The sequence below is a fragment of the Streptoverticillium olivoreticuli subsp. olivoreticuli genome, assembly GCF_003391135.1.
GTDB lineage: Bacteria > Actinomycetota > Actinomycetes > Streptomycetales > Streptomycetaceae > Streptomyces > Streptomyces blastmyceticus.
The window spans coordinates 5,508,415-5,526,268 of record NZ_CP031455.1; the positions used below are offsets into that span (position 1 = coordinate 5,508,415).

Annotated in this window: 18 protein-coding genes; 13 read left to right on the top strand and 5 right to left on the bottom strand. The window is 71.9% G+C overall.

Annotation, left to right across the window (positions count from 1 at the left end; all coding sequences use genetic code 11):
* Positions 1-24 precede the first annotated feature (24 nt).
* Positions 25-630, top strand: coding sequence for a GTP cyclohydrolase I FolE (gene folE / locus DXZ73_RS24300; protein ID WP_116213178.1), 606 nt, complete (start codon positions 25-27; stop codon positions 628-630).
* A gap of 74 nt (positions 631-704) precedes the next feature.
* Here the strand turns inward: folE and DXZ73_RS24305 are convergent, their stop codons facing one another.
* The gene (locus tag DXZ73_RS24305) at positions 705-1,823 is read right to left on the bottom strand and encodes an alpha/beta hydrolase (protein ID WP_116213179.1); all 1,119 of its coding nucleotides are present in this window, start codon (positions 1,821-1,823) and stop codon (positions 705-707) included.
* 167 nt (positions 1,824-1,990) lie between these two features.
* On the opposite strand from DXZ73_RS24305, the gene DXZ73_RS24310 reads away from it, so the two are divergent.
* The 6 genes from DXZ73_RS24310 to DXZ73_RS24335 all read left to right on the top strand — a co-directional run bounded on the left by DXZ73_RS24310 (position 1,991) and on the right by DXZ73_RS24335 (position 7,279).
* Positions 1,991-3,841 (top strand): phosphatidylglycerol lysyltransferase domain-containing protein, encoded by a 1,851-nt coding sequence (locus DXZ73_RS24310; RefSeq protein ID WP_116213180.1) that lies wholly within the window; start codon positions 1,991-1,993, stop codon positions 3,839-3,841.
* A gap of 166 nt (positions 3,842-4,007) precedes the next feature.
* Positions 4,008-4,937 carry a dihydropteroate synthase gene (gene folP / locus DXZ73_RS24315; RefSeq protein ID WP_116213181.1) on the top strand — a complete coding sequence of 310 codons (930 nt, stop codon included), beginning with the start codon at positions 4,008-4,010 and terminating at the stop codon, positions 4,935-4,937.
* Positions 4,934-5,425, top strand: a complete 492-nt coding sequence (locus tag DXZ73_RS24320; protein ID WP_116213182.1) for a nuclear transport factor 2 family protein — start codon at positions 4,934-4,936, stop codon at positions 5,423-5,425. The genes folP and DXZ73_RS24320 overlap by 4 nt, the downstream gene beginning before the upstream one ends.
* A 326-nt stretch (positions 5,426-5,751) precedes the next feature.
* Entirely contained in the window at positions 5,752-6,111 is a 360-nt protein-coding gene (gene folB, locus DXZ73_RS24325) for a dihydroneopterin aldolase (protein WP_116213183.1), read from the top strand.
* Positions 6,108-6,701, top strand: a complete 594-nt coding sequence (folK, locus tag DXZ73_RS24330; RefSeq protein ID WP_116213184.1) for a 2-amino-4-hydroxy-6-hydroxymethyldihydropteridine diphosphokinase — start codon at positions 6,108-6,110, stop codon at positions 6,699-6,701. Before folB ends, folK begins: the two co-directional genes overlap by 4 nt.
* Before the next feature lie 83 nt (positions 6,702-6,784).
* Positions 6,785-7,279 (top strand): DUF3180 domain-containing protein, encoded by a 495-nt coding sequence (locus DXZ73_RS24335; RefSeq protein WP_116213185.1) that lies wholly within the window; start codon positions 6,785-6,787, stop codon positions 7,277-7,279.
* Positions 7,280-7,402: 123 nt separating this feature from the next.
* On the opposite strand, the gene DXZ73_RS24340 is transcribed toward DXZ73_RS24335, so the two are convergent.
* Positions 7,403-8,575 (bottom strand): ABC transporter ATP-binding protein, encoded by a 1,173-nt coding sequence (locus tag DXZ73_RS24340; RefSeq protein ID WP_116213186.1) that lies wholly within the window; start codon positions 8,573-8,575, stop codon positions 7,403-7,405.
* Between the two features lie 128 nt (positions 8,576-8,703).
* Between DXZ73_RS24340 and DXZ73_RS24345 the strand changes: the two genes are divergently transcribed.
* From DXZ73_RS24345 to DXZ73_RS24360, 4 genes are all read left to right on the top strand, one after another.
* Positions 8,704-9,432 (top strand): ABC transporter permease, encoded by a 729-nt coding sequence (locus DXZ73_RS24345; protein ID WP_116213187.1) that lies wholly within the window; start codon positions 8,704-8,706, stop codon positions 9,430-9,432.
* On the top strand, positions 9,432-10,181 hold the full coding sequence (locus DXZ73_RS24350) for an ABC transporter permease (protein ID WP_116213188.1): 750 nt from the start codon (positions 9,432-9,434) through the stop codon (positions 10,179-10,181). Before DXZ73_RS24345 ends, DXZ73_RS24350 begins: the two co-directional genes overlap by 1 nt.
* Positions 10,182-10,280: 99 nt before the next feature.
* Positions 10,281-11,270 carry an ABC transporter substrate-binding protein gene (locus tag DXZ73_RS24355; protein WP_116213189.1) on the top strand — a complete coding sequence of 330 codons (990 nt, stop codon included), beginning with the start codon at positions 10,281-10,283 and terminating at the stop codon, positions 11,268-11,270.
* Positions 11,271-11,444: 174 nt separating this feature from the next.
* Complete coding sequence (locus DXZ73_RS24360) at positions 11,445-12,608, top strand: hypothetical protein (RefSeq protein ID WP_338059136.1); 1,164 nt, start codon at positions 11,445-11,447, stop codon at positions 12,606-12,608.
* Between the two features lie 61 nt (positions 12,609-12,669).
* Here the strand turns inward: DXZ73_RS24360 and DXZ73_RS24365 are convergent, their stop codons facing one another.
* Both DXZ73_RS24365 and DXZ73_RS24370 read right to left on the bottom strand, forming a co-directional pair.
* Positions 12,670-13,821, bottom strand: coding sequence for an NADH-quinone oxidoreductase subunit D (locus DXZ73_RS24365; RefSeq protein WP_116213191.1), 1,152 nt, complete (start codon positions 13,819-13,821; stop codon positions 12,670-12,672).
* Between the two features lie 13 nt (positions 13,822-13,834).
* Positions 13,835-14,851 carry an SAM-dependent methyltransferase gene (locus tag DXZ73_RS24370; RefSeq protein ID WP_116213192.1) on the bottom strand — a complete coding sequence of 339 codons (1,017 nt, stop codon included), beginning with the start codon at positions 14,849-14,851 and terminating at the stop codon, positions 13,835-13,837.
* A gap of 121 nt (positions 14,852-14,972) precedes the next feature.
* On the opposite strand from DXZ73_RS24370, the gene DXZ73_RS24375 reads away from it, so the two are divergent.
* Positions 14,973-16,178, top strand: coding sequence for a sensor histidine kinase (locus tag DXZ73_RS24375; RefSeq protein ID WP_116213193.1), 1,206 nt, complete (start codon positions 14,973-14,975; stop codon positions 16,176-16,178).
* A gap of 104 nt (positions 16,179-16,282) precedes the next feature.
* Positions 16,283-16,960: a response regulator gene (locus tag DXZ73_RS24380; protein ID WP_116213194.1), complete on the top strand. Its 678-nt coding sequence runs from the start codon at positions 16,283-16,285 to the stop codon at positions 16,958-16,960.
* A gap of 14 nt (positions 16,961-16,974) precedes the next feature.
* Here DXZ73_RS24380 and DXZ73_RS24385 read toward each other — a convergent pair whose 3' ends face one another.
* Positions 16,975-17,829, bottom strand: coding sequence for a LysR family transcriptional regulator (locus DXZ73_RS24385; protein ID WP_116213195.1), 855 nt, complete (start codon positions 17,827-17,829; stop codon positions 16,975-16,977).
* Between the last annotated feature and the right edge of the window lie 25 nt (positions 17,830-17,854).

A 17,854-nucleotide genomic window follows, 5' to 3' on the forward strand; every position in this document is an offset into this window, starting at 1 on the left:
CGCATGAGAGAACGAGGCAACTCCATGACCGACCCGGTGACGCTGGACGCCGAGAGCTCCATCGGCGTATTCGACGAGAAGCGGGCCGAGAACGCCGTCCGTGAGCTGCTGATCGCCGTGGGTGAGGACCCGGACCGCGAGGGGCTCCGCGAGACGCCCGCGCGGGTGGCGCGCGCGTACAAGGAGATATTCGCGGGCCTGTGGCAGGCGCCGGAGTCGGTGCTCACCACGACCTTCGACCTCGGGCACGACGAGATGGTGCTCGTCCGCGACATCGAGGTGTACAGCACCTGTGAGCACCACCTGGTGCCGTTCCACGGCGTGGCGCACGTCGGCTACATCCCCGCGACCAGCGGCAAGATCACGGGCCTGTCGAAGCTGGCCCGCCTGGTGGACGTCTACGCCCGGCGCCCGCAGGTCCAGGAGCGGCTGACCACGCAGATCGCGGACTCGCTGATGGAGATCCTGGAGCCGCGCGGAGTCGTCGTCGTCATCGAGTGCGAGCACATGTGCATGTCCATGCGGGGCATCCGCAAGCCCGGTGCCAAGACCCTGACCTCGGCCGTACGGGGCCAGCTGCGCGACCCCGCGACCCGCGCCGAGGCCATGAGCCTGATCATGGCCCGCTGACGGCAGGTACGTAAAAGAGCTGCCCGCCACGACCTCGGTCGCGGCGGGCAGCTCTTTTACGTATGCGGTGGGGGTCAGGCGCTGAGGCGGCTGCCCATCCACTGGAGGGTGCCGGGGATCTCACGGCGCCAGGTGTTGAAGTTGTGGCCGCCGCTGTCCAGGATCATCGAGGAGACGCGGGTGGGGTGCTTCTTGGCGGCGTCGATGAACTTCAGGGTGTCGCCGTAGTTGTGCTCACCCTGCTTGCTGCTGGTCACCAGGAGGGAGACGGCCGGCAGCGGCTTGTTCTTCAGCCGCCACATCAGGTCGTTCTCCTTCTCCAGCTGCTTGCTCTGCTTGCCTTCGCCGAAGAGCTTGCCGGTCGTGGCGTCCTGGGCGGCCACGTAATAGCCGGACAGGGCGGCGGCGGCGCCGTAGGAGTCCGGGTGACGCATGGCGAACTTCAGCGCGCAGTAGCCACCGGTGGAGTCACCGATCACGCCCCAGTTCGCGGGCTTCAGGCCGATGCGGTACTGCTCGGAGAGCCCTTTGCGCAGGTCCTTGGTGAAGAAGGTCTCGGTCTGCGGGCCGCCGGGTATGTCTATGCACTCGGTGTCACGCGGCGGGGCGACGGTCGGACGCATCATCACCAGGATGGTGGGCTGCATCTTCTTCGCCTTGGCGAGCTTCTGCGCCTCCTGCGGGTAGTGCAGGCCCTTGATCAGCGCCTCGGCGGTGCCGGGGAAGCCGGTCAGGACGACCGAGGCGGGAAAGGTCTTGTTGGCGTACTGCGGCTGAAAGTACTCCGGCGGGAGGTAGACGAAGGCCGGGCTCACGATCTTGGACTCGGGCCCTTTGATGTTGACCTTCTCGACCTTGCCGGCGATCGAGGGCACCGAGCCGTGGCCCTTGACCTGCTGGATGCCGGTCACCTCGACCGGCTTGCTGCCGGCGCTGTGGTCGACGACCACGCCCTGGCCCTTCTCCATGCCGAAGAGGTCGGCCCAGGAGGCGAAGAAGCCGAAGGACTGGTTCGCCCAGAGACCGATCGCGGCGAAGAGCGTCAGCTGGGTGGCGAGCATCATGCCGAACCGGCCCAGGACCGATCCGACGCTCTTCTTCCCCAGTCGGGGCCAGAGCCAAATGGTCAACGCGAAGAGCACTACCGCCGCCACGATGGCAAGCAGCAGAACCGCCATGCTGGTGAGACCCATGAGGTGCTTTCTGCCGAGCGGCCCGCCGCGGGCCGCGGAATGGTTACTTCTTTCCGGGCTCGGCCCCGGCGGAACCTCAACCCCGAAACCGTCGTCCTACAGGGCGCACATTGTCCGGGCGCTGCCGCCAGAAGGCGCAGGACCACTCGACAGGACGACGGGAAGAGATGTCTGTCAGGGTAGATGGCAAAAAGTCCGATGGGGTTCCCGAGGGAACCAAGCGACTGTCGAGGCTTGCGCGTATCGCCAAGGGGCCGCGGCCCGAGAGCGTGCCGACCGTGGTGGGATGGGTCGGCATCATCATCGGCCTGCTCAACATCGTGGCCGGAGTCGTCCCTCGGCTCCGCTGGAGCAAGTTCCACACGTGGGCCGAGGTCCTGCCCGGTACGGTGACCCAGCTCGCGGCGGCCGGGTCCATCGTCGTCGGCATCCTGATGCTGATGCTGGCCCACGGCCTCAAGCGCGCCAAGCAGCGGGCCTGGCTCGCCGCCGTCGTCGTCCTGCCGATCGGTGCGGCCGCCCAGCTGATCTACCGCCACTCGATCATCGGCACGATCTGCTCGCTGGCGCTCTTCGCCTACCTGGTCTGGCACAAGCCCTCCTTCACGGCCCTGCCCGACCCGCGCAGCCGCTGGAAGGCGGTGGCGAACTTCATCATCATGGGTGGCGTCAGCTTCACCCTCGGGTGGATCATCGTCGGCTCGCAGTACAAGCGGATGGTCGGCGACCCGTCGGTCGTCGAGCAGATCGAGCACGTGATCTGGGGCCTCTTCGGCTTCGAGGGCTCGATCCGCTACACCCACGGCGTCGACTACACCGTCGGCTACTCCCTCGGTGCGCTCGGCCTGCTGACCGTCGCCTCCACCGCCTACCTCGCCTTCCGCCCGGCCTACCCGGCCGCGGTGCTGACCGAGGAGGACGAGGACCGGCTGCGCGAGCTCCTCGCCAAGCACGGTGCGCGCGACTCGCTCGGCCACTTCGCGCTGCGCCGCGACAAGAGCGTCGTCTTCTCCCCGTCCGGCAAGGCCGCGGTCTCCTACCGCGTCGTCTCCGGTGTGATGCTCGCCAGCGGTGACCCCATCGGTGACGTGGAGGCCTGGCCGGGCGCCATCGAGCAGTTCATGGAGCTCGCCAAGCGCCACTCCTGGACCCCGGCGGTCGCCGGCTGCAGTGAGACCGGCGGCGAGGTCTGGACCCGCGAGACGGGCCTTGACGCGCTGGAGATGGGCGACGAGGCCATCGTCGACGTGGCCGACTTCTCCCTCACCGGGCGTGCCATGCGCAACGTCCGCCAGATGGTCAAGCGCATCGAGCGCAACGGCTACGAGACCAAGGTGCGCCGCGTCGGCGAGCTGAGCCCCACCGAGCTGGAGGCCGTGCAGAAGGCCGCCGAGGCCTGGCGCGACACCGAGGACGAGCGCGGCTTCTCCATGGCCCTGGGCCGCATCGGCGACCCCAAGGACCTCGACGCCGTCATCGCCACCGCCCACAAGGCGCCGGAGGAGGGCGAGGAGCCCGGTCCCTTCGGCGACCTGCAGGCCATGCAGCACTACGTGCCCTGGGGCCCGGACGGCCAGTCGCTGGAGCTGATGCGCCGCGACCGCAGCGCCGACCCCGGCATGAACGAGCTGCTCATCGTCGCCTTCCTGCAGGCCGCGCCCGACCTGAAGATCAAGCGGCTGTCGCTGAACTTCGCGTTCTTCCGCTCCGCCCTGGAGCGCGGCGGCAAGCTCGGCGCCGGCCCGGTGGTCCGGGTCCAGCGCGCGGTGCTGGTCTTCCTCTCGCGCTGGTTCCAGATCGAGTCGCTGTACAAGTTCAACGAGAAGTTCCGGCCGCGCTGGGAGCCGCGCTTCATCGTCTTCCCGAACAACCGCGACCTGCCGCGCATCGGCTTCGCGATGATGCAGGCGGAGGGCTTCCTGGAGCTGCCGCGCCTGCTGCGCCGCCGCCCGGCCGAGCCCAAGCCGTGCATGGACGACGAGAAGGTCTCCGTCGCGGAGGTCACGCGCGCCGCGTGACCGTACGGCACAGGCCCGAGGCCCTGTCCGACCACCCTTCCCCGGGCGACCGTCCGGGAAGGGTGGTCGGGCGGGGCCTTCGTCATATGTCGAAGGCGGCCGGAGTTCGCCGGACCGGCCTCCGGGCGGGCGGCGCGCCCTTCACCGCACGCCCTAGGCTGGTGGCATGAGTACGTTGCGCGGTCGATTCGGGCCGGTCGGTCTGCCGGAGTGGGGCCGCTGTGCGGTGATGGGCGTGGTCAACGTCACGCCCGATTCGTTCTCCGACGGCGGCCGTTGGTTCGACACCGAAGGGGCGGTCAAGCGGGGTCTGGACCTGGCCGCCGAGGGGGCCGACCTGGTCGACGTGGGCGGCGAGTCGACCCGGCCGGGCGCGGCCCGGGTGGACGAGCGCGAGGAGCTGCGCCGGGTGATCCCGGTGGTCCGCGGGCTGGCGGCCGAGGGGGTGGTGGTGTCCGTGGACACCATGCGCGCCTCGGTCGCGGAGGCGGCCGTCGAGGCGGGCGCGGCGCTGGTCAACGATGTGAGCGGTGGCCTCGCGGATCCGGCGATGGTGCCGGTGGTGGCCACGGCCGGGGTGCCGTTCGTGGTGATGCACTGGCGCGGCTTCAGCGCGGACATGAACAACCGGGCGGTCTACGGCGACGTGGTCGGCGAGGTCCTCGGCGAGTTGCGGCAGCGGCTGGACGCGGTGGTCGCCGCGGGGGTGGACCCGGAGCGGCTGGTCGTCGACCCGGGGCTGGGCTTCGCGAAGACCGCGGACCACGACCTGGCCCTGGTCGCCCAGCTGGCCAGGCTCCGCCGGGAGCTGGGGCTGCCGATGCTGGTGGCCGCCTCCCGGAAGCGCTTCCTCGGCCGGGTGCTGGCCGGGGACGACGGCGGCAGCCCGCCGCCGGCGCGGGAGCGGGACGCGGCGACGGCGGCGGTGTCGACGATCGCCGCGCGCGAGGGCGCGTGGGCGGTGCGGGTGCACGAGGTGCGGGCGAGCGCCGACGCGGTGCGGGTGGTGCGGGCCGTGGACCAGGCGGCCGAGACGGCGGGGGTGGCGATGGTGGCCGAGCCGGCGGGCGCCCCGGGCGCCGAGGGGGCCGAGTGAGCGCGGCCCGTACGGACGCCGAGCGGGTCGAGCTGGCGAACACCGCGCTGTACGAGGCGGTGGAGCGCGGCGACACGGTGGCCATGGGGCGGCTGTGGCTGGACGACCCCGATGCCGAGGTGTCCTGTGTGCACCCGGGCTGGCCGGTGCTGCGCGGGCGGACCGAGGTGCTCCGGTCGTATGCGCTGATCATGGCGAGCACCGACTACATCCAGTTCTTCCTGACGGACGTCGAGGTCGCGGTGGCCGGTGACACGGCGCTGGTGACCTGCACCGAGAACATCCTCAGCGGCGGCCCGTCCGAGGCGGAGGGCGAGCTGGGGCCGCTGGTGGGCCAGCTGGTCGTGGCGACCAACGCCTTCCGGCGGGTCGGCGAGGAGTGGAAGGTGTGGTCCCACCACGGCTCGCCGGTGCTCGCGGGGCGTGACGACGAGGAGGAGGACGGCCCGGAGGGCAGAGAGGGCGCGGACGGTCCGGAAGGGGCGTGACCGGCGCCCTGGCGTCAGCGCCGGGCATTCGGAAGCCACTCGTTCGGGGTGCTTGATGGCCGGGTAGGGGTGAGGCACGGAGCCGGGGGCAAGCGCGGCGCGACCGGTCGGCGGCGTTGGGGTTCCTGTCCGTGAAGCTCTGTGGCGTCCTTAAACATCCGCAAATGTCGTCACATGTCGACAGCGCCCCCTGACGTCCGGGTGCGAGCACTGTCGGTGCTCGCAGGTAGATTCGAAGTGGGTACCCCGGCCGACGGGGGACGGGCGATGTGCCGGCAGTGGCCGGTGCGCACCCGGCATACCGACGACCAGCAGGAGTGATTCGTGTGGATCGTGTCGCGCTGCGCGGCTTGAAGGCCCGCGGGCACCACGGGGTTTTCCCCCGGGAGCGCGAAGAGGGCCAGACCTTCATCGTGGACCTGGTGCTGAGTCTGGACACCCGGCCCGCCGCGGCCACCGACGACCTCGCGAAGACCGTGCACTACGGCGTGGTGGCGGAGGAGGTCGTCGACGTCGTCCAGGGGGAAGCCGTCGACCTGATCGAGACCCTCGCCGAGCGGATCGCCCAGGTGTGTCTCAAGCACGAAGCGGTGCGGGAGGTGGAGGTCGTGGTGCACAAGCCCGACGCCCCCATCACCGTGCCTTTTGACGATGTGACGATCACTATTACCCGGAGCCGAGTATGAGCAGCAGCGACCCGACCGTGCAGCCGGTGCCCGCCTCCGTGGTGGAGCAGGTGGACGCCGCAGATGTGACCTTGAGCAACCCCAAGCGGGCCGTGATCTCGCTGGGCAGCAACCTCGGCAACCGCCTGGAGACCCTCCAGGGCGCCATCGACGCGCTGGAGGACACGCCCGGCGTGCGGGTCAAGGCGGTCTCCCCGGTCTACGAGACGGAGCCGTGGGGCGTCGAGCCGGGCACCCAGCCCTCGTATTTCAACGCCGTCGTCCTGGTGAAGACCACCCTCCCGCCGGACTCGCTGCTGGAGCGCGGGCACGCGATCGAGGAGGCCTTCGAGCGGGTGCGCGACGAGCGCTGGGGCCCGCGGACGCTGGATGTCGACATCGTCAGCTATCAGGACGTCCTCTCCGACGACCCCGTCCTCACGCTGCCGCACCCGCGCGCCCACGAGCGTGCCTTCGTGCTGGCGCCGTGGCACGACGTGGACCCCGAGGCCGTGGTCCCGGGGCGCGGCGCGGTCGTCGAGCTGCTGGCCCAGGTCGGTCTCGACGGGGTCGCCCCGCGGGTGGACCTGGAACTGCGACTGCCCGAGTAGGCGTTGGGCCGAGAGACGTACGAGATGAGGGGCGAGGGCGCGGAGCGACCTGCTCCGCGATCTGCTCACGGAGGAGCGAACCGGTGAAGCAACTGCGGGTCAGGGTGCTGGCCGGGCTGTTCGTCGTGGCCGGGGTGGTGTCCTGGGCGGGCGCCCGGCTGTGGGACGCCTTCGGCACACTGCCGAGCGTGCCCGTGGCGGCCCCCATCGTGCTGGCCGTCATCGCCGTCGTGCTGGCCGCGACGGCGCTCTCGCTGCGCGCCCGGCTGCGGGCGCAGCGCGAGCGGCGCCCCGGCGCGAAGGGCGTCGACCCGCTGGTGGCCGCCCGCGCGGTGGTCTTCGGCCAGGCGAGCGCGCTGGTCGCGGCGCTGGTCGCGGGCATGTACGGCGGCGTGGGCACGTTCCTGCTGCTGGCCGGCCTGGACAACAACCCGGCCCGCCGGGACCAGACGATCTACGCCGGGGCGTCCGTCCTGGCCGCTGTCTGCGTCGTCGTGGCGGCGTTCTTCCTGGAGCGGGTCTGCCGGCTTCCGGAGGACGACGACGAAGAGGGCGGGACGGGCTCGGCCCGGGCGTAGCTTTTCAAATGGCGGACGGGCTGAAATCAGCCCGTCCGCCATTTGAGGACGCGGCCGCAGGCCGCCCCCGCCGCAGGCGGCAGGCGGCCCGCACCCAAGAACGGCCCCCCGTAAGGGCAAGGGCTACGCGTCGGCCACCGTCTCCACCGACACCTCCGTGCGCGCGGCGCCGAGCGCGTCCGCCGCCGTCGACCGCCGCAGGGCCTCGTGCAGGCGGGCCGGGGTCAGGACGCCCACGAAGTGGTCCGCCCGGTCGCCGTCGAGGACGGCGATCCACCCCGCGTCGTGCTGGAGCATCGTGCTGAACGCCTGCTTCAGCGACGCCCCCACGGGCAGCCACGCGTCCATGCGCCGGGAGTGGTTCCGGACCGTACCGCCGTCGGGCGCGCCGGACAGCGCCTCCGCCGAGACCCAGCCGTGCAGCCCGTCCGCGCGGTCCAGGACCACCGCCCAGCGCGCCCCCTCCTCCTCCAGCCGGGCCGCCGCGTCGCGCACCCGGTCGTCGAGGTGGACGACGGGCGGCTGTTCGAGGTCGCCGGACTCGATGGGGGTGACGGAGAGCCGCTTGAGGCCCCGGTCGGCGCCGACGAAGTCGGCCACGTACGGCGTGGCGGGCGCCCCGAGCACGGCCGCGGGCGGGTCGAGCTGTTCGATGCGCCCGTTGCCGTAGACCGCGATGCGGTCACCGAGCCGGACCGCCTCCTCGATGTCGTGGGTGACGAAGAGGACCGTCTTGCGCACCTGCGACTGGAGCCGCAGGAACTCGCTCTGGAGGTGCTCGCGGACCACCGGGTCGACCGCGCCGAACGGTTCGTCCATCAGCAGGACGGGCGGGTCGGCGGCCAGCGCGCGGGCCACACCGACGCGCTGCCGCTGCCCGCCGGAGAGCTGTTCGGGGTAGCGGTCGCCGTAGACGGACGGGTCGAGCCCGACGAGGTCGAGCAGTTCGGCGGCGCGGGCGCGGGCCTTCTTGCGCTGCCAGCCGAGCAGGTGCGGGACGGTCGCGGTGTTGTCGAGCACGGTCTTGTGCGGGAAGAGGCCGACCTGCTGGATGACGTAGCCGATCCGGCGGCGCAGTTCGACGGGGTCGACGGTCGCGATGTCCTCGCCGTCGAGGAGGATCCGGCCGCTGGTCGGCTCGATCAGCCGGTTGACCATCTTCATGGTGGTGGTCTTGCCGCAGCCGGACGGTCCGACGAGCGTGACCAGCTCGCCCTCCGCCACCTCGAAGGACAGGTCGTCCACGGCGGTGGTGCCATCGGCGTAGCGCTTGGTGACGTGCTCGAAGCGGATCATGGTTCCCCATTCTGGCCGTACTCGCTCCCGACATTGTTGCCGTTGTGTGGCGCCGGACTCGAATGTCAGTGCCCGGGGTTAGGGTCGCCAGTAACCGACGGTCAATGCCCAGGGGGAGGTGAGAGCGTATGGCGGGGCAGAACTGCCTGGTCACCAACGAGTGGATCTGCGGCGAATATCTGCGGACCCGCGGCCACGAGCTGACGGACGCCACGCTCCAGCACATCGGGATCACGCTGGCCTCGGTCGCCATCGGCGTGCTCGTCGCCTTCCCGCTGGCGCTGCTGGCCCGGAGGTGGCGGGCCGCGGCGGGCCCGGTGCTCGGCCTGACCACCGTGCTCTACACGGTGCCGTCGCTGGCCATGTTCTCGCTGCTGGTGCCCGTCTTCGGGCTGTCGGTGTCGGTCGTGGTCACCGGCCTGGTGCTCTATTCGCTGACGGTCCTCGTGCGGAACATCCTGGCCGGCCTGGCCTCGGTGCCGGAGGAGGCCCGCGAGGCCGCGCGCGGCATGGGCTACGGCCCGCTGCGCCTGCTCTTCGGCGTGGAGCTGCCCCTGGCGCTGCCCGCCCTGATGGCCGGGCTGCGGATCGCCACGGTCTCCACCGTCTCGCTCACCACCGTGGGCGCCATCATCGGCTACGGCGGCCTCGGCAATCTCATCTATGAGGGCATGCACAGCTATTTCAAGGCGCAGGTGCTCACCGCCTCGGTGCTGTGCGTGGCGCTGGCGATCGTGGCCGACCTCGTGCTGCTGTTCGTGCAGCGGCTGCTGACCCCCTGGGCGCGGGCGGGCAAGCAGGCGAAGCGCCGTGGCAGGGGAGCGGGCGGGCGGCCGGTCACCGAGGGGGCTCTGTGATGGGCGTCATCGACCGTACGTGGACGTGGCTGACCACCGGCTCGCACTGGTCCGGCACGGACGGCGTGTGGCACCGGCTCGGCGAGCACCTGTTCCTGACCGTCGTCTGCCTGGCGATCTCCTGTGCCCTCGCACTGCCCGTCGCGGTGCTGCTGGGGCACGTGGGCCGGGGCGGTGCCCTCGCGGTGAACGTCTCCAACGCGGGGCGCGCCGTGCCGACGTTCGCGGTGCTGGTGCTGTTGTTGCTCAGCCCGCTGGGTACGCATGGCTCATGGCCGACCGTCATCGCGCTGGTGCTCTTCGCGATCCCTCCGCTGCTCACCAACGCGTACGTCGGGATGCGCGAGGTCGACCGGGACGTGGTCGAGGCCGCGCGCGGCATGGGCATGACCGGCCGTCAGCTGATCGGCCGGGTGGAGCTGCCGCTCGCGTTCCCGCTGATAGCGACCGGGGTGCGGACCGCCGCGGTGCAGGTGGTGGCCACGACCACGCTCGCCGCGCTGCCCGGCGGCGGTGGCCTGGGCCGGATCATCACGGCGGGCTTCCGGCTGACCGACACCGCTCAAGTGGTGTCCGGCGCGCTGCTGGTGGCCGTGCTCGCGCTGCTGGTCGAAGGCGTGCTGGTGGTCCTGGAGCGGCTGCTGGACCCGGTGCGCCGCAGGGCGAGGCGGACGGCCGGCCGGGCGGCGGGCGGCGACGGCCCGGTGGCGCCCGCCGACGCCGTCCCCGCGGTGGGCAGTGCCGTGTGACACCCCTGTCCCGTCCGCCCTTGCGCGACGGCGGGAATGACGACCGATCAAGGGCCGTCCGGGCGCACCGGACGTCCGACCGAGTGGATGGAGTTCCCCATGAGCAGGACCCCGCGTCGAGCGCGGACCACGCGCGCGCTGCTGGCGGCGGCGGGCGTCGCCACCCTGACGGCGGGTCTGGCCGCCTGCGGTGGCGACAGCCTGGAGAAGTCCGGCGGCGGGGACGCGTCCGGCCGGCCGGGCGAGGGCTCGCTGGTCATCGGATCGGCCTCCTTCACCGAGTCCAAGGTGCTCGCCGAGATATATGCGGGGCTGCTGAAGGACGCCGGATATTCGACGTCGATCAAGACCGTCGACGCCCGCGAGCTCTATGAACCGGAGCTGGAGAACGGCAAGATCGATGTCGTCCCGGAGTATGCGGCGACACTCGCCGAATTCCTCAACAAGAAGCAGAACGGCAAGGACGCTCCCACGGTCGCCTCGGCCGATGCGGACGCCACGGTGAAGGCGCTCCGTAAACTCGCCGAGCCGCGTGGCCTCAAGGTGCTGGACGCCGGTCGGGCCGTCGACCAGAACGCCTTCGCGGTCACCAAGGAGTTCGCCGCGAAACACCAGCTCAAGACCCTTTCCGACCTGGGCACGGCAAAGGAGCGGATCAAGCTCGCGGCGGGCGACGAATGCCCCCAGCGGCCCTTCTGCCAGCCGGGTCTGGAGAAGACGTACGGCATCGACGTCACCGGCATCGACCCGCTGGAGGTCGGCAGCACGCAGGCCAAGCAGGCGGTCAAGTCGGGCAAGGACCAGATGGTGCTGACCACCACCACGGACGCCACGCTCGAACAGTTCGGCCTTGTTCTCCTGGAGGACGACAAGAAGCTCCAGAACTCCGACAACGTGTTGCCCGTCGTGAATGCGAAGAAGGCCGGCACACAGAAGATCGCCGATGCCCTCGGCAAGCTCAACAGGGTGCTGACCACGGCCGATCTCACCGAACTCAACAAGAAGGTCGACGCGCAGCGGCTCAAGCCCGCGGATGTGGCGGCTCAGTACCTCAAGGACAAGGGGTTGCTGACGGGGGAGAAGAAGTAGGAGAGAAGTAAGATCAAGGGAAGAGTTTGGTGGTGGAGTCACACTCCTGAGGCGACGCACGGTAAGTTTCAGGCCATGCCACGAGGACGCCACCGCCATTCACAGCCCTTGCACCGGCTCCTTCCCCCATCGACGGTCGCCGCGACATCGGTCGCCGCTGCCGCCGGTGCTTGGGTGGTAGGTGAAACGGTCGTCATCCGGGGCCTCGCCGCGGCGGCTGCCGCCGCCGCGGTGGTCGGCGCCGTGCTGATGCGCCGTTGGGACCGCGCCGCCGGGAAGCGGGTCGCCCAGCTCAGCGCCGCCCGGGTGCGCGAGGAGTGGAAGACCGACGAGCGCATCGCCGAGCTGGAGACGGAGCTGGAGGAAGCCCGCGCCGCCCGCGCCAAGGTGGAGACCAAGCTGCGCGGCAAGCGCGCCGAGCTCGCCCGCCTCCGTACGGAACACGCCGACCTGCTGCGCCGCTACGCCGCGGCCGAGACCGGGCGGGCCAGCGCGCTGGAGGGCCGGCGCCAGGCGCGGGGCGCTGCGCCCCGCAGCGCGAAGGCGCTGGAGTCCGCCGCGGCTTCGGCCGGTACGGCGGGGTCCGCCGTCGCCGCCTCCGCGTACCGCAAGGCGGCGGAAGCACTGCGCGACCTGGAGCGGAACGCGACGCTCCAGCGGGACGCGGAGTCCGCGGCCGAGCCCGCCCAGGACACGCCCCTGGTGCAGCCGGCCGACGCCGTGCCCCCGAGCGGGCGGCCGGAGGCCGGCACCGGCGAGATCCTGAGCGCCGCGGACGCGGCCAGGGCCGCCAAGAGGCGCACGGGCGCGAAGGCCACCGGTGACGCCGAGGCCGTCGGGAAGCGCACGGCACCCGAGAGCACCGGGTCCGCCCCGCACACCACCGAGCCCGACCCGGCCGCCGGGGAAGCCGAAGAGGTCGAGGGCGTCCAGGACGCCACCGCGGCCACGGACATCGCGCCCGCCGAGGACATCGCACCCGCCACGAACACCGCGCCCGCTGAGGACGCCGAGCGCCCCGAGGACGCCGCGGCTCCCATGAGCGCGCCCCGCGCGACCCGGCCCGCCGCCGCCGTCGTGCCGCAGCAGAGCCCCGCCCGGCGCCCCGCGTCGCGTGCGCAGGGCGGCTTCGACTTCTTCGGCACCCAGCGGACTCCCGCCGCCGCTCGGCCCGTCGAGGAGACCGACCTCGCGGACGTCGTCGGCGAGGAGGCGCTCGCCGAGGCCGAGGCCGCGGAGGCCGGTGGCGACGACGCCAAAGGAGGCGTCATCGACCTGACCGCGCACGACGAGACCGAGCAGATAGACGTCGTGGAGCTGCGCAGCGCCATCTCGTAGCCCGGCGCAGTACACGAGAACCCCCGGTGGGCGTCCCACCGGGGGTTCTCGTTTCTCCGCGCTACTTGTCGATGTCGCCGACGACGAAGAACAGCGAGCCCAGGATCGCCACCATGTCGGCCACCAGCGTCCCCGGCAGCAGCTCGGTCAGCGCCTGGATGTTGTTGAACGACGCCGACCGCAGCTTGAGCCGGTACGGCGTCTTCTCGCCCTTGGAGACCAGGTAGTAGCCGTTGAGACCGAGCGGGTTCTCGGTCCAGGCGTAGGTCGCGCCCTCCGGCGCCTTGAGGACCTTGGGCAGCCGCTGGTTGATCGGGCCGGGCGCGAGGTGCGCGATCCGGTCCAGGCACGCCTCCGCCAGCTCCAGCGAGTTGTGCGTCTGCTCCAGCAGGCACTCGAAGCGGGCCAGGCAGTCGCCGTCCTCGCGCGTGACGACCTTCAGGGTGTCGCGCAGCTCGCCGTACGCGAGGTACGGCTCATCACGGCGCAGGTCGAAGTCCACGCCGGACGCACGGGCGATCGGCCCGCTGACCCCGTACGCGTGCACCGCCTCGCGCGAGAGCACGCCGACGCCGCGCGTGCGCCCGCGGAAGATCTCGTTGCCGAGCACGAGCCGGTCGTAGACGTCCATCCGCGAGCGGACGTCGGCCACCGCGTGCCGGGCCCGGGCGAGCCAGCCCGCGGGCAGGTCCTCCTTGAGGCCGCCGACGCGGTTGAACATGTAGTGCATCCGGCCGCCGGAGACCTCCTCCATCACCGTCTGGAGCTGCTCGCGCTCGTGGAAGGCGTGGAAGACGGGGGTGATCCCGCCCAGTTCGAGGGGGTAGGAGCCGAGGAACATCAGGTGGTTGAGCACCCGGTTCAGCTCGGCGAGCAGCGTGCGCGTCCACACGGCGCGCTCGGGGACCTCCATGCCAAGCATCCGCTCCACGGCGAGCACGACCCCGAGCTCGTTGGAGAAGGCCGACAGCCAGTCGTGGCGGTTGGCGAGCATGATGATCTGCCGGTAGTCGCGCGCCTCGAACAGCTTCTCCGCGCCCCGGTGCATATAGCCGATGACCGGCTCGGCGTGCTGGATCCGCTCCCCGTCGAGAACGAGCCGCAGCCGCAGCACACCGTGGGTGGACGGGTGCTGCGGCCCGATGTTGAGCACCATGTCGGTGCTCTCCGCCGCGCCGCCGATGCCGACTGTCGTCTCAGAGGTAGGGGACATGGGGAGTAGTTTGTCAGCCTTCCCCGTCCGGGTGGCCGTGGGCGGGCTCCAGGAGCCCGGCGCAGGCGTCGCCGACCGGCTGCACGAGCCAGCCGAAGCCGCCGAGACCGGCCGGCGCCGTCAGCTCCGCCGCCTCGCCCGCCGCGCCCAGCGCCCGTACGTAGGCGGCCGGATCGGACGACGCGAGCGACAGCGGGGGACGGCTGCCGTCGACGCCGAGGGCGTGCAGGGCGTCGCGCTGGGTCAGCAGGGAGCCGCCGGGGCCCGCGCACGCGTCCAGGGCGACGTGCGCGGTGATGTCGCACGAGCCGTCCGGCACCGGGCGCACCTCACGTCCCTCCCGGAAGCCGGTCAGCGTGCCGAACGGCGGGCGGGCGTCGTGCCGGTGCGTGTAGTCCACGGCGACGGCCAGCCCGGACCGCAGGCTGCGCACCGCCCGTGCCCAGGCGGCGTCGCGCGGCAGGCCGATCTCGGCCCGGCTGCCGGGCGGCGCGCCGTCGAGGGGCCACCAGCGGGCGAGCCAGGCGGCGTCGGCGCCGGACACCGGCTCGCCGAGGAGCTCCTCACCGTCCTCCTGGACGAGCACCTGGCGGGCGGTGCCCTCGGCGTCCGCCTCGGCGACGTCGACCGCCACGTTGTCCAGCCACTCGTTGGCGAAGAGCAGCCCGTCCACGCCCTCGGGGACGTCACCCAGCCAGGTGATGCGCTCGTCGATCCCCGGGGGGCGCTCGGCGCGCTCCACGGCGTACGGGCGCAGTCGCGCGCCCAGCTCGGGCGCGGTCCGCGCGAGCACGGCGGTGAGGAGTTCGCCACGGCCCGCGCCGACATCCGTGAACGCCAGCTCCGCCGGATGGTCCAGCACCGCGTCGACGCGGCGCAGGAGTTCCGCGACGGCCCCCGCGTAGAGCGGCGAGGCGTGCACGGAGGTACGGAAGTGCCCGGCGGGCCCCTCGGGACGCCGGTAGAAGCCGTTCGGGCCGTACAGGGCGGCCTCCGTGGCGGCGCGCCACGTTCTTGTTCCGCTTGCCATACGCACACGCTATGCGCCCTTGGTGGGCACGCCGCCTCCACCTTGGGGAGTAGGCGGGGCGTCGTCGGATCGATCGTCCGGTTGACCCCGGCACGTACGCGACGTGCCTACGCTGGGTGACGTGCAGCGCCTCTACGACTTTCTCCGCAGGCACCCGACGGGTGTGGACAGCTTCTGGGCCGTCCTGCTGCTCGGGCTCAGTGCGATCACCATCGCCGAGCAGTCGACGGGGTCCGGGCACGCGTCGGGCCTCGTCAGGGGGGTCGTGGACCTCGCGCTGTGCACGGTGATCGCGCTGCGCAGGCGCTGGCCGGAAAAGATGCTGCTGCTGGCGACGGCGGTGGGGGTGGCCCAGCTCGTCTTCGACACCGGGCAGAGCATCGCCGACTTCGCGATGCTCGTGATCATCTACACGGTGGCGTCCGGCAACACCCGCTGGGCGTCCCGCTATGCCCTGATCGGCGGTCTGATCGCGCCGACACTCGCCCAACTGCGGTGGGCCGACCCCGACCAGTCCATGACCACCAGCGTCATCGGGACGGTCTTCACCACCGTTCCGTTCGTCCTGGCCTGGGTGCTCGGCGACTCGATGCGCACCCGTCGCGCCTACTGGGCGCAGCTGGAGGAGCGGGCCACGCGGCTGGAGAAGGAGCGCGAGCAGCAGTCGCGGATGGCGGTGGTCGCGGAGCGGGCGCGGATCGCGCGCGAGCTGCACGACGTCGTCGCGCACAACGTCTCGGTGATGGTGGTCCAGGCCGACGGCGCGGCGTATGTCCTGGACGCCTCGCCCGAGCAGGCCAAGCAGGCCCTGGAGACCATTTCCGGCACCGGCCGCCAGGCGCTCGCCGAGATGCGCCGGCTGCTGGGCGTGCTGCGCACCGAGGAGGGCGGCGAGGGCGGTGAGTACGTGCCGCAGCCCGACGTGGAGCAGATCGGCGACCTCGTCGAGCAGGTGCGCGGCGCGGGGCTGCCGGTGGAGTTCCAGGTCGAGGGCGCGCCGCGGCCGCTGCCGAGCGGCGTGGAGCTGACCGCGTACCGCATCGTGCAGGAAGCGCTCACCAACACCCGCAAGCACGGCGGGCCGGGCGCGGGCGCGAGCGTGCGCCTGACCTTCTTCGACGACGGGCTCGGCCTGCTGGTCGAGGACGACGGCCGGGGCGCGCAGCAGGAGCTGTACGAGGCGGGGGGCGCGGACGGCATGGGGCACGGCCTGATCGGCATGCGCGAGCGGGTCGGGATGGTCGGCGGCACCCTGGACGCGGGGCCGCGGCCGGGCGGTGGCTTCCGGATCAGCGTGCTGCTGCCGATCAAACCGGGCGGCCGCTGACCGTCCGACGGGTGACGGAGGCACGGCGACCACATGCTGATCAAACCTGATCGAAAACTGTCAGCGCTGGCAGACTTGATGAACACCGAGGAAAGGGACCACGCATGTCGATCCGCGTGATGCTCGTCGACGACCAGGTGCTCCTGCGCACCGGTTTCCGCATGGTGCTGGCGGCCCAGCCCGACATGGACGTCGTCGCCGAGGCCGGGGACGGTGCGGAGGCCCTGGAGGTGCTGGCCGGGACCGAGGTGGACGTCGTCCTGATGGACGTGCGCATGCCGCGCCTGGACGGCGTGGAGGCCACCCGCCGCATCTGCGCGCAGGAGAACCCGCCGAAGGTGCTGATCCTGACCACCTTCGACCTGGACGAATACGCCTTCTCCGCGCTGAAGGTCGGCGCGAGCGGCTTCATGCTCAAGGACGTGCCCCCGGCCGAACTGCTGGGCGCGATCCGGGCCGTGCACAGCGGCGACGCGGTGGTCGCGCCCAGTACGACCCGCCGGCTGCTGGACCGTTTCACCCCGATGCTGCCCAGCGCGGGCAACGAACCCACGAGCGCGGAGCTGAGCAGGCTCACCGAGCGGGAGCGCGAGGTGATGCTGCTGGTGGCGCAGGGGCTGTCCAACGGCGAGATCGCGGCACGGCTGGTGCTGTCCGAGGCCACCGTGAAGACCCATGTGGGACGGATCCTCACCAAGCTGGGGCTGCGGGACCGGGTGCAGGTCGTGGTGCTCGCGTACGAGAGCGGCCTCGTCCGGGCGGGCGGGGGAGCGGTGCAGTAGCGGCGGCGCCCTGCCTACGCGCACACGACGGCGCGCACCGCCTCCCGGAAGTCGTCCGTGCCCGGGTGCGTCGGCTGGGCGGGGCGGGCGAGATAGACCGTGGCCGCCGGGGCGTCGGTGACGGGGACATAGCGGACCCCGGGGTGCGCGTGGCTCTCCCGTGTGCCCGCCGCCGCCAGGCCGATCGCCTGCCCCGCGGAGACGGCGGTCAGCCACTCGTCGACGTTGCGGACCTCCGTCGTACGGCTCGGGCGCAGCTCCACCGGCCAGAGCTCGACGCCCGCGGTGCCGGTCTCAGGGCAGACCGCGAGCGTCTCGACGCGGAGCTCGGCCAGGGTGACGGCGTCCCGGCCGGCGAGCGGGTGGTCGTCGGGCAGCGCGGCGACGCGCTCCTCCAGATAGAGCGCCTCGGCGTGGATGCGGGGGTCGGTGGGCAGGACCCGCAGGATCGCCACGTCGACCTCGCGGGTGGCGAGCCCGGCGGTGCGGTTGTCCATCCGGCGCAGCTCCAGCGGGATGTGCGGGTGCTCCTGACGCCAGGAGCGCAGCAGCGGCACGGTGAGCTGCCCGAGGACCGCGCAGTTGTACCCCATCCGCAGGGGGCGGGAGACGGCCGCCGTGTCGGCGAGGGCCGCGTCCATGTGGGAGAGGATCGCCCGGCCGTGCTCCAGCAGGGTCCGGCCGGCCGGAGTGAGGAGAAGGTGGCGGGACGAGCGCTCGACGAGGCGGACCCCGACCCGCTGTTCGAGCTGGGCGAGCGTACGGGACAGGGCGGGCTGGGTCAGGTGCAGGCGCGTGGCCGCGGCGGTGACGGTGCCTTCGTCGGCGATGGCGACCAATGCCCTGAGGTGACGCAGTTCCACATCCATGCGTGGGGAGCATAGTCGCTGCGCA

Bases quoted from the DNA above. Each gene is read 5' to 3' on its own strand.
- folE (WP_116213178.1), top strand. From the start codon at position 25: ATGACCGACCCGGTGACGCTGGACGCCGAGAGCTCCATCGGCGTATTC.
- DXZ73_RS24305 (WP_116213179.1), bottom strand. From the start codon at position 1,823: ATGGGTCTCACCAGCATGGCGGTTCTGCTGCTTGCCATCGTGGCGGCG.
- DXZ73_RS24310 (WP_116213180.1), top strand. From the start codon at position 1,991: ATGTCTGTCAGGGTAGATGGCAAAAAGTCCGATGGGGTTCCCGAGGGA.
- folP (WP_116213181.1), top strand. From the start codon at position 4,008: ATGAGTACGTTGCGCGGTCGATTCGGGCCGGTCGGTCTGCCGGAGTGG.
- folK (WP_116213184.1), top strand. From the start codon at position 6,108: ATGAGCAGCAGCGACCCGACCGTGCAGCCGGTGCCCGCCTCCGTGGTG.
- DXZ73_RS24340 (WP_116213186.1), bottom strand. From the start codon at position 8,575: ATGATCCGCTTCGAGCACGTCACCAAGCGCTACGCCGATGGCACCACC.
- DXZ73_RS24345 (WP_116213187.1), top strand. From the start codon at position 8,704: ATGGCGGGGCAGAACTGCCTGGTCACCAACGAGTGGATCTGCGGCGAA.
- DXZ73_RS24350 (WP_116213188.1), top strand. From the start codon at position 9,432: ATGGGCGTCATCGACCGTACGTGGACGTGGCTGACCACCGGCTCGCAC.
- DXZ73_RS24355 (WP_116213189.1), top strand. From the start codon at position 10,281: ATGAGCAGGACCCCGCGTCGAGCGCGGACCACGCGCGCGCTGCTGGCG.
- DXZ73_RS24365 (WP_116213191.1), bottom strand. From the start codon at position 13,821: ATGTCCCCTACCTCTGAGACGACAGTCGGCATCGGCGGCGCGGCGGAG.
- DXZ73_RS24370 (WP_116213192.1), bottom strand. From the start codon at position 14,851: ATGGCAAGCGGAACAAGAACGTGGCGCGCCGCCACGGAGGCCGCCCTG.
- DXZ73_RS24380 (WP_116213194.1), top strand. From the start codon at position 16,283: ATGTCGATCCGCGTGATGCTCGTCGACGACCAGGTGCTCCTGCGCACC.
- DXZ73_RS24385 (WP_116213195.1), bottom strand. From the start codon at position 17,829: ATGGATGTGGAACTGCGTCACCTCAGGGCATTGGTCGCCATCGCCGAC.